Origin of the sequence: Micromonospora sp. DT47, assembly GCF_049844475.1 — a bacterium.
Lineage (GTDB): Bacteria > Actinomycetota > Actinomycetes > Mycobacteriales > Micromonosporaceae > Micromonospora.
Genome location: NZ_JBNCLC010000004.1, coordinates 111849 through 124470, shown reverse-complemented (window position 1 = coordinate 124470; position 12622 = coordinate 111849). Strand labels below are relative to the sequence as shown.

11 protein-coding genes are annotated in these 12622 nt (G+C 73.5%); 7 read left to right on the top strand and 4 right to left on the bottom strand.

What is annotated here, in order from left to right:
• Positions 1-38: 38 nt before the first annotated feature.
• Complete coding sequence (locus ACLQ2U_RS07720) at positions 39-1466, bottom strand: UDP-glucose dehydrogenase family protein (RefSeq protein WP_425749859.1); 1428 nt, start codon at positions 1464-1466, stop codon at positions 39-41.
• Positions 1467-1711: 245 nt separating this feature from the next.
• On the opposite strand from ACLQ2U_RS07720, the gene ACLQ2U_RS07715 reads away from it, so the two are divergent.
• The gene (locus tag ACLQ2U_RS07715) at positions 1712-2875 is read left to right on the top strand and encodes an acyl-CoA dehydrogenase family protein (protein ID WP_425749858.1); all 1164 of its coding nucleotides are present in this window, start codon (positions 1712-1714) and stop codon (positions 2873-2875) included.
• A 54-nt stretch (positions 2876-2929) separates the two neighbouring features.
• Here ACLQ2U_RS07715 and ACLQ2U_RS07710 read toward each other — a convergent pair whose 3' ends face one another.
• On the bottom strand, positions 2930-3583 hold the full coding sequence (locus ACLQ2U_RS07710; RefSeq protein WP_425749857.1) for a hypothetical protein: 654 nt from the start codon (positions 3581-3583) through the stop codon (positions 2930-2932).
• A gap of 23 nt (positions 3584-3606) precedes the next feature.
• Between ACLQ2U_RS07710 and ACLQ2U_RS07705 the strand changes: the two genes are divergently transcribed.
• Together ACLQ2U_RS07705 and ACLQ2U_RS07700 are read left to right on the top strand one after the other, a co-directional pair.
• Positions 3607-4125: an acyl-CoA thioesterase gene (locus ACLQ2U_RS07705; RefSeq protein WP_425749856.1), complete on the top strand. Its 519-nt coding sequence runs from the start codon at positions 3607-3609 to the stop codon at positions 4123-4125.
• A 144-nt stretch (positions 4126-4269) separates the two neighbouring features.
• The gene (locus ACLQ2U_RS07700) at positions 4270-6258 is read left to right on the top strand and encodes an acetoacetate--CoA ligase (protein ID WP_425749855.1); all 1989 of its coding nucleotides are present in this window, start codon (positions 4270-4272) and stop codon (positions 6256-6258) included.
• Positions 6259-6271: 13 nt separating this feature from the next.
• On the opposite strand, the gene ACLQ2U_RS07695 is transcribed toward ACLQ2U_RS07700, so the two are convergent.
• A complete protein-coding gene (locus ACLQ2U_RS07695) occupies positions 6272-6961 on the bottom strand; it encodes a TIGR03089 family protein (RefSeq protein WP_425749854.1) in 690 nt (229 codons plus the stop codon).
• A 149-nt stretch (positions 6962-7110) separates the two neighbouring features.
• On the opposite strand from ACLQ2U_RS07695, the gene ACLQ2U_RS07690 reads away from it, so the two are divergent.
• Both ACLQ2U_RS07690 and ACLQ2U_RS07685 read left to right on the top strand, forming a co-directional pair.
• On the top strand, positions 7111-8256 hold the full coding sequence (locus ACLQ2U_RS07690; protein ID WP_425749853.1) for a glycosyltransferase family 4 protein: 1146 nt from the start codon (positions 7111-7113) through the stop codon (positions 8254-8256).
• 64 nt (positions 8257-8320) lie between these two features.
• Positions 8321-9412: a mannose-1-phosphate guanylyltransferase gene (locus tag ACLQ2U_RS07685; protein ID WP_425749852.1), complete on the top strand. Its 1092-nt coding sequence runs from the start codon at positions 8321-8323 to the stop codon at positions 9410-9412.
• Positions 9413-9487: 75 nt separating this feature from the next.
• On the opposite strand, the gene ACLQ2U_RS07680 is transcribed toward ACLQ2U_RS07685, so the two are convergent.
• Positions 9488-10021 (bottom strand): NUDIX hydrolase, encoded by a 534-nt coding sequence (locus tag ACLQ2U_RS07680; RefSeq protein ID WP_425750127.1) that lies wholly within the window; start codon positions 10019-10021, stop codon positions 9488-9490.
• Positions 10022-10261: 240 nt separating this feature from the next.
• Between ACLQ2U_RS07680 and ACLQ2U_RS07675 the strand changes: the two genes are divergently transcribed.
• The gene (locus ACLQ2U_RS07675) at positions 10262-11302 is read left to right on the top strand and encodes a hypothetical protein (protein WP_425749851.1); all 1041 of its coding nucleotides are present in this window, start codon (positions 10262-10264) and stop codon (positions 11300-11302) included.
• Positions 11303-11603: 301 nt separating this feature from the next.
• Complete coding sequence (locus ACLQ2U_RS07670; RefSeq protein ID WP_425749850.1) at positions 11604-12608, top strand: ArsR/SmtB family transcription factor; 1005 nt, start codon at positions 11604-11606, stop codon at positions 12606-12608.
• Positions 12609-12622 lie beyond the last annotated feature (14 nt).

Genomic DNA, 12622 nt, shown 5'->3' with positions numbered 1-12622 from the left:
AAGCGGTGCTCCCCGGCCGGCGCGTCAGGTCGTGGTGGTCAGGGCCGGCCCATGCCCCGGTACTCCCAGCCGGCCTGCGTCCACAGTGCCGAGTCGAGGCAGTTGCGTCCGTCGACGACCTTGCGTCCGGCGGCCAGCTCGCCGAGGGCGACCGGGTCGGCGTTGCGGAAGTCGGCCCACTCGGTGAGCACGCAGACCAGGTCGGCGCCGGTCACCGCGTCGTTCATGCTGGCCTCGTAGGTCAGCTCGGGCACCACCCGGCGGGCGTTCTCGGTGCCTTGCGGGTCGTACACCCGCACGTCGGCGCCGGCCTTGGCCAGCAGCGCGGCGACGGCGAGCGCCGGGGCGTCGCGGACGTCGTCGGTGTTGGGCTTGAAGGTCGCGCCCAGCACGGCGATCCGGGTGCCGGAGAAGTCGGGGCCGGCCGGGCCGGAGCGGCGGCCGAGCAGGTCGGCGGCGAGCTGGAGGACCCGGGTACGACGACGCAGGTTGATCAGGTCCACCTCGTGCAGGAAGCGCAGCGCCTCACCGGCGCCCAGCTCCTGGGCCCGGGCCTGGAAGGCGCGGATGTCCTTGGGCAGGCAGGCGCCGCCAAAGCCGAGGCCGGCCTGGAGGAACCGGTTGCCGATCCGGGGGTCGTACCCGATGGCCCGGGCCAGCTGGGTGACGTCACCGCCGGAGGCCTCGCAGACCTCGGCCATCGCGTTGATGAAGGAGATCTTGGTGGCGAGGAAGGCGTTCGCCGCGACCTTGACCAGCTCGGCGGTGGCGAAGTCGGTGACCACCAGGGGCACCTCGCGGTCCTCGGTGGCGGCCAGGTCGAAGACGCCCTTGTGGGCGGCGTAGAGCATGGCGTTGGCCCACTCGCTCTTGACGCCGACCACGATCCGGTTGGGGCGCAGCACGTCGTCGACGGCGAAGCCCTCCTGCAGGAACTCGGGGCTCCACGCCACCTCGACGCCGAGGTCGGCGGGGGTGTGCTTGCCGACCAACTGCTCCACCCACTCGGCGGTGCCGACCGGGACGGTGGACTTGCCGACGATCAGCGCCTTGCGGGTCAGCTGCTGGGCCAGGGCGGTCACCGACGCCTCGACGTACGACAGGTCCGCGCCCATCCCGTCGGCGCGCTGCGGGGTGCCCACGCAGATGAAGTGCACGTCGCCGAACTCGGCGGTCTCGGCGATGTCGGTGCTGAACCGCAGCCGTCCCGCGGCCAGGTTGCGCCGGAGCAGCTCGTCCAGGCCCGGCTCGTGGATCGGCACCTCACCGGCGTTCAGCTTGGCGATCTTGTCGGCGTCGACGTCGAATCCGAGGACCTCGTAGCCCAGCTCGGCGTAGCAGATGGCGTAGGTCGCGCCGAGGTAACCGGTGCCCAGGAAGGTCACCCGCGGCCGGGCCGCACCCGAGGGGGGCGCCACCGGGGCGATGGCCGGCACCGGCTGGATGTTCGGGTACGGGATCGTCACGCCTGTCTTCTCCGCTCGCACTGGCGGCGCTTCGTTGCGTCGCAATCGGGTGCGGCGCCTGGCCGGGCACCGAAGGAACTTTGTCGTCATGTGAGGGTCGTTGTGCCGTGTCGACGCCTGTCGTGCACGAGCCTACGCGGCGGTAATGAGCCTCTGAACCGTGGTCGCTATCCTTCAGTCTGCGCGGTCGGCGGTCTCCTGACGCCACAGACTGGGCATGATAGCGGTGAAAGGGGAGGGCCGACATGGCCGCAGCGCAGTCGTTCGACGTCTACCGGTTGCCCGAGGAACACCAGGCGATCCGTGACGCGGTCCGGGAGGTCTGTGACGCGAAGGTGGCCCCAAACGCCGCCGAGGCGGATGAGACCGGCGAGTTCCCCAAGGCGTCGTACGACGCCCTGCGGGCCGCGGATTTCCACGCCCCGCACATCCCCGTCGAGTACGGCGGTGCGGGTGCGGACGCCCTGGCGACGGCGATCGTGATCGAGGAGGTGGCGCGGGCCTGCGCCTCGTCCTCGCTGATCCCGGCGGTCAACAAGCTCGGCACGATGCCGCTGATCCTGGCCGGCTCCGAGGAGCTCAAGCAGAAGTACCTGAGCAGGGTCGCCACCGGCGACGCGATGTTCTCGTACTGCCTCTCAGAGCCGGAGGCCGGCAGCGACGCGGCCTCGATGACCACCCGCGCGGTCCGCGACGGCGACCACTGGGTGCTCAACGGCGTGAAGCGGTGGATCACCAACGCGGGCGTCTCGGAGTACTACACCGTCTTCGCTGTGACTGATCCCACAGCTCGGTCCCGCGGCATCTCCGCGTTCGTGGTGGAGAAGTCCGACGCCGGGGTCAGCTTCGGCGCCCCGGAGAAGAAGCTCGGCATCAAGGGCTCCCCGACCCGCGAGGTCTACCTGGACAACGTCCGGATCCCGGCGGACCGGATGATCGGCGCCGAGGGCACCGGCTTCGCCACCGCGATGAAGACCCTGGACCACACCCGGGTCACCATCGCCGCGCAGGCCGTCGGCATCGCCCAGGGCGCGCTGGACTACGCCAAGGGGTACGTGGCCGAGCGCAAGCAGTTCGGCAAGCCGCTCGCCGACTTCCAGGGCATCCAGTTCATGCTCGCCGACATGGGGATGAAGCTGGAGGCGGCCCGGCAGCTGACGTACGCCGCGGCCGGCAAGTCCGAGCGTGGCGACGCTGACCTGACCTACTTCGGCGCGGCCGCCAAGTGCTTCGCCTCGGACGCCGCCATGGAGATCACCACCGACGCGGTGCAGCTGCTCGGCGGCTACGGCTACACCCGGGACTACCCGGTCGAGCGGATGATGCGGGACGCCAAGATCACCCAGATCTACGAGGGCACCAACCAGGTGCAGCGCATCGTGATGGCCCGCCAGTTGCTCAAGGGCTGAGCGGGGCGGACGACTCGGGCGGGCGGGCCGGTGTTTCCGGCCCGCCCGCGGTCGTCAACGGTTGTCGGTGGTCCCGGTGGTGCTGTCGGACTGGGCGCCGTGCCGCGGCGGGGCGGACCACGGCGACTCGGTGCCGCTGCGCCGGGGCAGCGGCTCGGTGGTGTTCTCGGGGTAGCCGAGGCTGGACGGAGTGGTGTCCTGCTCGGTCCGGCCGGTGGACGCTGGCCAGTCGCTGAGGGTGAAGGGGTTCTCGGCCGGGGTCAGCTCCGCCCCGGTCGTCGGCTCCGGCCGGCCGCGCCAGCGCTGGGTGCTGAACACCGCCATCAGCAGCAGCAGGCCGATGAGGAAGAGTGTGCCGTTCTGCACCGGCTGGCGCAGTGGCAGCGGGTCCCCGAGCACCTTCCAGCCCTCCGGGATCCGGTCGAGCACGGTGAACGGGGCGATGAACATCCCGACGTAGGGGATGATCAGCAGCAGCCCCGCGACGAGGGGACCGAACGGCGAGACGCGCAGCGTGCCGAGCAGGCCGAGCAGGATGCCGGCGACGCCGAGGTAGACGGCCGGCTCGATCAGGTTGGGCGTGCTGTAGGTACCGATCTCCACCCAGCGGTTCACGGTCCGGCCCGACCCGTCCTGCCCGAGGGTGACCAGCATCCAGGTGATGGGCGCCACCACCAGCCCGGCGAGAAAGCTCCAGAGATGTCGCATCCGCGCACCGTACCGTTTCCGTCATGACCGAGCACCTCTCCACCGCCCTGCCGGGCAAGCCGACCTCGTACTCGCGGGTCACGCTGAGCCGCATCATGACGGCTGTCGATGTCAACCTCTACGGCACCGTGCACGGCGGCGTGCTGATGAAGTTCGTCGACGACGTGGCGGGGGCGGCCGCGGCCCGGCACAGCGGCGGCACGGCGGTCACCGCGTCGATCGACGAGATCGTCTTCTCCGAGCCGGTCCGGGTCGGCGACCTGGTGCACGCGCACGCCCAGGTGAACTGGACCGGCAACACCTCGATGGAGGTCGGGGTGAAGGTGGTGGCCGAGCGCTGGGACTCGGCCGAGGACCAGCCGGTCGGGGTGGCCACCGCGTACCTGGTCTTCGTCGGGGTCGACGTGGGCGGCGCGCCGCGGGCGGTCCGGCCGGTGCTGCCGGAGACCCCGGAGGACGAGCGCCGGTTCAAGGAGGCGGAGATCCGCCGGGCGCACCGGCTGGCCAAGCGCCGGGCGATCCAGGCGCATCGGGCGGGCTGACCCACACAGGCGGCCGGTCGGGCGTGTGGGCGGGCCACGCCCCGTCACCGGCACCCGGTGCGCAGAATGGCGCTGCGAGGTAGGGCAAGATGGCGCCACGGCCCATTCACAAAGTCGTGCCGGGGGCCAGGGGAGGGTTGAGCAGTGGGTGACGTGCTGTGGACGCCGCCGGCGGACGTACGCGAGCGGTCCCGGATCGGGAGCTACCTGCGCTGGCTGCGGGAACACCGCGGGCTGGACTTCGCCGACTACGACGAGCTGTGGCAGTGGTCGGTCACCGACCTGGACGCCTTCTGGCGCTCGATCTGGGACCACTTCGAGGTGGTCGCCCACACCCCGCCGACGGCGACCCTGACCGACCCGGCGATGCCCGGCACCCGGTGGTTCCCCGGCGCCACGCTCAACTACGCCGAGAACGTGCTGCGGATGCCGGGCCGGGCCGACGACGACCCGGTGGTGATCGCGCACGGTCAGACCCGGGCGCCGGTCACCCTGACCGCCGCCCAGCTGCGCGAGCAGGTCCGCCGGGCGGCGGCCGGGCTGCGCCGGCTCGGCGTGGTCGCCGGGGACCGGGTGGCCGCGTACGCCCCGAACATCCCCGAGACGTACGTGCTGCTGCTGGCCACCAGCAGCCTCGGCGCGACCTTCTCCTCCTGCGCGCCGGAGTTCGGTACCCGCAGCGTCACCGACCGCTGGCAGCAGATCGAGCCGAAGGTCCTGGTCGCGGTGGACGGCTACCGGTACGGCGACAAGCCGGTGGACCGGCGCGCCGAGGTGGCCGCCATCCGGGCCGCGCTGCCGTCGCTGGCGCACACCGTCGGGATCGCGTACCTGGACCCGGCCGGCACCCCGCCGGAGGGCGCGATCTCCTGGGACGAGCTGGCCGCGGCGACCGACGAGCCGCTGGCCTTCACCCCGGTACCGTTCGACCACCCGCTCTACGTGCTCTACTCCTCCGGCACCACCGGGCTGCCCAAGCCGATCGTGCACGGCCACGGCGGCATCCTGCTGGAGCACCTCAAGATGCTGGCCCTGCACCACGACCTGGGCCCGGCGGACCGGTTCTTCTGGTTCACCACCACCGGCTGGATGATGTGGAACTTCCTGGTCTCCGGCCCGGCGGTGGGCGCGGCGATCGTGCTCTTCGACGGCAACCCGGGCCACCCGGACCTGGGCGCGCTCTGGCGGCTGGCCGAGGAGACCGGCACCACGTACCTCGGCACCTCGGCGCCGTTCCTGCTGGCCTGCCGCAAGGCCGGCCTGGTGCCGAAGGAGATCGCCGACCTCTCCGCGCTGCGCGGGGTCGGCTCGACCGGCGCGCCGCTGCCCGCCGAGGGCTTCACCTGGGTGTACGAGACGGTCGGCGACCGCCTCCAGCTCCAGTCGCTCTCCGGCGGCACCGACGTCTGCACCGGCTTCGTCGGTGGCGTGCCGCTGCTGCCGGTACACGCCGGGGAGATCACCTGCCGGGCGCTCGGCGCCAGGGTGGAGGCCCGCTCGGCCGACGGCACCCCGGTGATCGGCGAGCTGGGTGAGCTGGTGATCACCGCGCCGATGCCGAGCATGCCGGTGGGCTTCTGGAACGACCCGGACGGCCGCCGCTACCGGGAGGCGTACTTCGAGGTCTATCCCGGGGTGTGGCGGCACGGCGACTGGATCACCATCAACGACCGCGGTGGCTGCGTCATCACCGGTCGCTCGGACGCCACCCTCAACCGGGGCGGCGTCCGCCTCGGCACCGCCGAGTTCTACTCGGTGGTCGAAGGGCTGGACGAGGTCGTCGACTCGGTCGTGGTGCACCTGGAGGACGACGAGGGCGGCGCCGGCGAGCTGCTGCTCTTCGTGGTGCTCGCCGACGGCCTGGAACTCGACGACCCCATGCGGAAGAAGATCTGCCGCGAGCTGCGTACCGCCCTCTCGCCCCGGCACGTGCCGGACGAGATCCACCAGGTCCGCGCCGTCCCGCGCACCCTCTCGGCCAAGAAGCTCGAGGTCCCGGTCAAGAAGATCCTCACCGGCACCCCGGTGGACTCGGCGGCCGCCAAGGGCGCCCTGGCCAACCCCGAGTCCCTCACGGCCTTCGCCACCTTCGCGCAACGCCGCGCCGCCGAGGAGTCCGCCCCGACCCCCTGACCGTGTGGGGCGGTCAAGCGAGGGAGCGGGTGACCTTCTCCGCCGCGAGGCGGGCGTCGAGGCGGGACGGATCGAGGTTGCCGCAGAGGACGATGCTGGCGCCGGCCGTGAGGGGGGCGAGGAGCCAGTCGACCGGGTCGGGGTGCGCCGCCGCGTCGAACAACACCCGGTCGCCGGAAGCGAGGCAGAGCTCCGTCGCCCGGTCGGCCGCGCGGGCGAGCAGGTCCGCGTCGCCCGGGCCGCCCGTCGGGGGCGGCGTGAAGTGGTCGCCGTGCCCGCGTACCTCGAGCACGTAGTCGGCGAAGCCGGCCGGCACCTCCCGCATCGGCAGGGCGAACGGGTCCAGCGCGAGGGCGTACCGGTCGCCGGCCGACCACTCCTGCGCCTCGGTCACCCGGTCGGCGGCGGCGAAGAGCACGTCCACGTCGCCCGGCCTGTCGACCACCGTGAGCCCGGCCGACCAGCAGCCGAGCAGCACCGCAGCGGTCTGCCAGTGCGGCGGCAGCAGCGCGCCGGCGGTGTCACCGGGGGAGAGGGCCAGCTCGTCCACGAGCAGGTTGGCGGTCTTGGCCACCCAGTTCGCCAGCGTCGCGCCGGAGAGTTCGGTGCGTTCGCCGGTGGCGTCGTCGTACCAGGTCAGCAGCGGTCGGGTCGGATCGGACGCGATCGCGTCGGCGAACACCCGGGCAATGTTGTCGGCCATCGGCGCGAACGATACGCCGTCGGGGCCCGTACCCGATGACGACAAGTCGGCGTACCGTCGGGTCGCAGTCAGCGTCCGGCCCGGGCTCCGGCGTAGGCTTGCCCGGAGTGTCGTCGCCCACCACACCCGCCAGTTCAAGGAGTCGCCCCGTGACCGCCGGTCGCCCGCCCCGCGTGCTCATCGACGCCACGAGTGTCCCCGCCGACCGTGGCGGTGTCGGTCGATACGTCGACGGTCTGCTCGGCGCCCTCGGCGCCGTCTGCGGTCAGGGGGTCGACCTGGTCGTGGTCAGCCTCCGCACCGACCTGGAGCGCTACACGCGGATGCTGCCCGGAGCGGAGGTCATCCCCGCGCCGGCCGCGGTCGCGCACCGTCCGGCCCGGCTCGCCTGGGAGCAGACCGGCCTGCCGTTGCTCGCCCAGCAGGTCGGCGCGGGAGTGCTGCACTCGCCCTTCTACACCTGCCCGCTGCGGGCCGGCTGCCCGGTCACGGTGACGGTGCACGACGCGACCTTCTTCACCGAGCCGGAGCACTACGACAAGTCCCGCCGGACGTTCTTCCGCAGCGCGATCAAGACGTCGCTGCGCCGCGCCGACCGGGTGATCGTGCCGAGCAAGGCCACCCGGGACGAGCTGATCCGGCTGCTCGACGCCGACCCGACCCGGATCGACGTGGCCTACCACGGGGTGGACCAGTCGGCCTTCCACGCGCCCAGCGAGGAGGAGAAGGCCCGGGTCCGGGCCCGCCTGGGGCTGGGCAGCAGCAGCTACATCGCCTTCCTCGGCGCCAAGGAGCCGCGCAAGAACGTGCCCAACCTGATCCGCGGCTGGGCCCGCGCGGTGGCCGACCGGGACGACCCGCCGGCCCTGGTGGTCGCCGGCGGTCAGGGGCACGACGACGACATCGACCGCGCGGTGGCCGAGGTCCCCTCGCACCTGCGCCTGCTGCGCCCCGGCTACCTCCGCTACGCCGACCTCCCCGGCTTCCTGGGCGGCGCGCTGGTCGCGGCGTACCCGTCCTACGGCGAGGGCTTCGGCCTACCGATCCTGGAGGCGATGGCCTGCGCCGCCCCGGTGCTGACCACCCCGCGCCTCTCGCTGCCCGAGGTGGGCGGGGACGCGGTCGCCTACACCAGCGAGGACCCGGAGCAGATCGCCACCGACCTGGCCGCCCTGCTCGACGACGAGCAGCGCCGGCTGGTGCTGGCCAAGGCCGGCTTCGCCCGGGCCAAGGAGTTCACCTGGGAGTCCAGTGCCGAGGTGCACATCGCGGCGTGGAGCCGGGCCCGTTCCTGAGCGTCCGCTGCCGGTAGCGGTGACCGTGCGGCCGGCCGGGAGTGGTTCGGGGCATGATGTGCGGGTGATTTACGCCGTCATCCCGGCGGGTGGCAGCGGCACGAGGTTGTGGCCGCTGTCCCGCGCGGGGCACCCCAAGTTCCTCCACCCGCTCACCGGTAGCACCGCGTCGCTGCTCCAGGCGACCGTGGACCGGCTGGCGCCGCTGACCACACCGGAGCGCACGCTGGTCGTCACCGGGGCCGCGCACGCGGCGGCGGTGGCCCGGCAGCTGGCCGGGCTGCCGGAGGAGAACATCCTGGTGGAGCCCTCGCCCCGGGACTCCTGCGCGGCGATCGCACTGGCCGCCGCGGTGATCGGGGCACGCGATCCGGAGGCGGTGATGGGCTCCTTCGCGGCCGACCACCTGATCCGGGACACCGGGGCCTGGGTGGAGACGGTGCGCGCGGCGGTCCGCGGCGCCGAGCAGGGGCTGTTGATGACGGTCGGGATCACCCCGACCCGCGCGGAGACCGGGTACGGCTACCTGGAGACCGGTGAGCCGGCCGGTGACGGGCCGCTGCGCCCGGTCCTAGAGTTCAAGGAGAAGCCGGCCGCGCCGGTGGCGGAGGCGTACCTGCGCTCGGGGCGGCACCTCTGGAACGCCAGCATGTTCGTCTGGCGGGTCGACGTCTTCCTCGCCGAGCTGGCCCGGCAGCAGCCGGCCCTGCACGCCGGGATCAGCGCGATCGCCGCCGCCTGGGGTACGCCCGAGCAGGACGAGATCCTCGGCACCGTCTGGCCCACCCTGCCGAAGATCTCCGTCGACTACGCGGTGATGGAGGGCGCGGCGACCGCCGGCCGGGTGGCCACCGTGCCGGGCGACTTCGGCTGGAACGACGTGGGTGACTTCCACACCCTCGGCGACGTGCTCCCCGCCGACCCGGCGGGCAACGTGGTGCTGGGCACCGACGCCAAGCCGGGCGTGCTGCTGCACGACTGCGCCAACCTGGTGGTGGTGTCGCAGTCCGGGCGCCTGGTGGCCGCCCTCGGGCTGCGTGACCTGATCGTGGTCGACACCCCGGACGCGGTGCTGGTCTGCCCCCGCGAGCGGGCGCAGGACGTCAAGGCGCTGGTCGACGACTTGAAGGCCCGTGGCGAGGAGGGCCTGATCTGATCCGCGGCGGGTCGCTGCCACCCGCCGTGCCGCCCGGGTCGGTCCGCTCGGCCGACCCGTCGACGGCGCCGCCGGTCAGCGGCGCAGCGCGGCCAGCGCCGGGGCGACCAGTTTGGCCGTAGCGTCGGCCAGCGGCTCCGGCAGCCGGTCCGGCGGGAACCAGCCCAGCGCCTCGGACTCGTCGCTGACCCGCTCGACAGCGCCGGCCGGGGCGAAGACCGCGAACCGCACGTCGTGATGCAGCGAGCCGCCCCGGCAGGCCACCGGGTGGATGTCCACGTCGATCGGCAGCGGGTCGACGACCAGCCCGGCGATGCCGGACTCCTCGGTCGCCTCCCGCAGCGCGGCGCCGGCCAGGGTCCGGTCGGTCGGTTCGCAGTGCCCGCCGAGCTGCACCCACTTGCGGAACTTCCCGTGCAGGCAGAGCAGCACCTGGGAGCCGGTGGCGTCGAGCACCAGGGCGCTGGCGGTGACGTGCCCGGGCAGGTGGGCGCGGCTCATCGCCCCCGGCCCGGCCGCCAGCAGTTCCAGGGTGCGGTCCCGCGCCTCGGCGGCCTCCGGGCCGGCCGCCGCCCATCCCGTGAGCACCGCGACCGCGTCGGCGTGCAGCGCCCGCCGTCCGTCAGACCCGCCGGCGCGGGCGCGCCCCGGTCGCGGCCGGTCGGCTCCGGTCGGCCCGGGATCCACGGTCGGTCGCACCGCCGGCCCGGCGTCGGGGTCCACGGTCGGCCGCAGCCCGGCATCGGGCGCCGGGCCGGGGCGCACGGGGGAAGCGGGCGGAGGGGCGGCCGGGCTGGTGGCGTCGGGCATCCCGCCACTCTACGAGCGCCGGCTCCGTACCCTGGCCCGGTGACCCTGCGACTCGTCGAGTTCGTCGTGGCCGGCAACGAGGCCAGCGACCTGCTGCCGGTCCGCTCCCCGGCACTGCTCTCCGCGCACCGGGCCCGGCGGGGCTTCTGGACGGTGCTGGACGAGGGCCCGGTGGAGCGCTGCCTGGCCCTGCTGCTGGAGCGCGAGGACGGCGAGTGGGTCGCCCACCACGTGCCGGCCGACGCCGGCGTGGAGAACGGCCGGACGGAGGACGGCGAGGCGCTTGCCCACCACGACGGCTGGGTGTACGTCTTCGGCTCCCACTTCGGTTCCAAGGCCGGTCCGCTGCGCCCCCGCCGGGCGTTCGTCGCCCGGTTCCGGGAGGACGACGCCGCCACCGGCACGCTGCCGCTGCAGGTGGTGCGGAACCGGTTCCGGGTGCACCGCGCGGTGAACGACGCGCTGGTGAAGGCGCCGTTCACGCCGTTGCCGCCCGGGGACCGGGTGCGGCACCGGTTCATCGTCGAGACGCTGGCCCGGGGGACGGCCCGGGCGAAGAGCTGGGTGAGTCGGCTCTCCGAGGACGACCTGCCGCTGAACGTGGAGGCGGCGGCGTTCGCCCCGGACGGTACGGTGCTGCTCGGGCTCCGTTTCCCGGTGACCGCCGACGGTGAGCCGATCCTGGTCGAGCTGGCCGGGGTGCCGGAGATGTTCACCACGGGCGAAAGCTGGCCGCGGGCCGGCCGGGCGTACGCGCTGGCCGGAGTGACCCCGCCGGGCACGCTGGTCGGCTTCCGGGCGGTGACGCCGACCGGCGACGGCGGATGGGCGGCGGTGATCGGCTCGATCGACGCGCTGGGCAAGGGGTCGGTGCTGCTCGACGACCACCCGGCGGGCGGCGGGGTGACCTCCCGGCACGTCCGGTTCCGCTGGTCGCCGGGGGACGACGGGCCGACGGTCGCCGGCGAGTTCGTGGCCGACCTGGCACCCTTCCACCACGTGGAGGGCCTGGCCGAGCTGGAGGGGCGGTGCTTCTACGTCACCGACGAGGACCATCGGGTCGCGCTCTGGATCGGCTGATCGGCCAGGTCCTACGGGGCGGACGAGGGGCGGACGGGCGCCCGGACGGCACCTCTGCGGAGGTGAAGCCGCAGACCCTCGTGGTGCCGCCCGGACGTCCGATCCTTCCCTGACCCCAGGTCGCCCGGGACGCGGCTGATGAGACCCCTTCGCGCGCCGTACCGGGCAGTCAGAGCATCCCAACCGGGGTGCCGGGGCGTCGAGGTTTTTCAGTCCACGCTTAAAAGTGGAGATAAGTACCGGCGGGTACAGTGCGAATGGTCGGTGGGCATCCCCGCGGCCCACCCCAGGAGAGCGCTCCATGCTGACCATCCACTTCTCCGGGGAGGACGTGCTCCGGACCCGGGTCGCGCCCGCCGCGGACCCGGTCTGGGAACTCGTCCTCAGCCTGCACCTGCTGCAGGGGCGCAGCCGTGAGCCGCTGATGGCGCACTGGCACCGGGGTGTGGCCCGGGAGCTGCGTCGCGACCGCGCCTCCGGCCAGCTCCGGTTGCTCTTCGCGCTGAACCCGCCGCGCGGCTACTTCCCCGACTTCCTCACCCCGTACGCCAGCACGGGGGGCTTCGAGGCGGGGCTGGACGCGGTCCGTTCCACCCCGACCATGCTGCTGCACCGGGACCTCACCGTGCTGGCCGGGGACCATCCGCTGCCCTCCTCGGCCGCCGCGCTGGCCCGGGGCGAGCCGGAGGTGCTGCGGCACCTCACCGACTCGATGGAGCAGTACCGGTCGGTGGCGATCGAGCCGTACTGGGGGCGGATCCAGGCCGCGGTGGAGGCCGACCGGGCCCGCCGGGCCCGGGCCATGCTCGACGGCGGCGCGGAGGGGCTGCTGGCCAGCCTCCGGCCCAACATGCGGTGGAAGTCCGGTGTGTTGGAGGTGCGGGACTACCCGGACAACCGGGAGCTGCACCTGGACGGGCGCGGGCTGCTGCTGGTCCCGTCGTTCTTCTGCGCGCGTACCCCGGTGGCGCTGCTCGACCCCGCGCTGCCGCCGGTGCTGGTCTACCCGGTGGACCGGCTGGGCGGCCTGGCGCCCGCGTCCGTCAGCGGCGCCGGTCCGACCGCCGAGGGATCCGGGCGGGAGGCGCTGGCCGCGCTGCTCGGCCGCACCCGGGCCGCCGTGCTGGAGGCCAGCGACGGCGGCTGCACCACCGGCGAGGTGGCCCGCCGCCTGAACATCTCGCCGGCCGCCGCCAGCCAGCACACCGCCGTGCTGCGCAACGCCGGGCTGCTGGTCAGCCAGCGGGACCGCAACACCGTGCTGCACACGCTGACCCCGCTCGGCCGGGCCATGCTGAACGCCTGACCCGAGCGGCCGCC

What these genes read in the sequence shown, in the direction of transcription:
- ACLQ2U_RS07670 (WP_425749850.1), top strand. Translation starts at nt 11,604, where the DNA reads ATGCTGACCATCCACTTCTCCGGGGAGGACGTGCTCCGGACCCGGGTC.
- ACLQ2U_RS07705 (WP_425749856.1), top strand. Translation starts at nt 3,607, where the DNA reads ATGACCGAGCACCTCTCCACCGCCCTGCCGGGCAAGCCGACCTCGTAC.
- ACLQ2U_RS07710 (WP_425749857.1), bottom strand. Translation starts at nt 3,583, where the DNA reads ATGCGACATCTCTGGAGCTTTCTCGCCGGGCTGGTGGTGGCGCCCATC.
- ACLQ2U_RS07695 (WP_425749854.1), bottom strand. Translation starts at nt 6,961, where the DNA reads ATGGCCGACAACATTGCCCGGGTGTTCGCCGACGCGATCGCGTCCGAT.
- ACLQ2U_RS07715 (WP_425749858.1), top strand. Translation starts at nt 1,712, where the DNA reads ATGGCCGCAGCGCAGTCGTTCGACGTCTACCGGTTGCCCGAGGAACAC.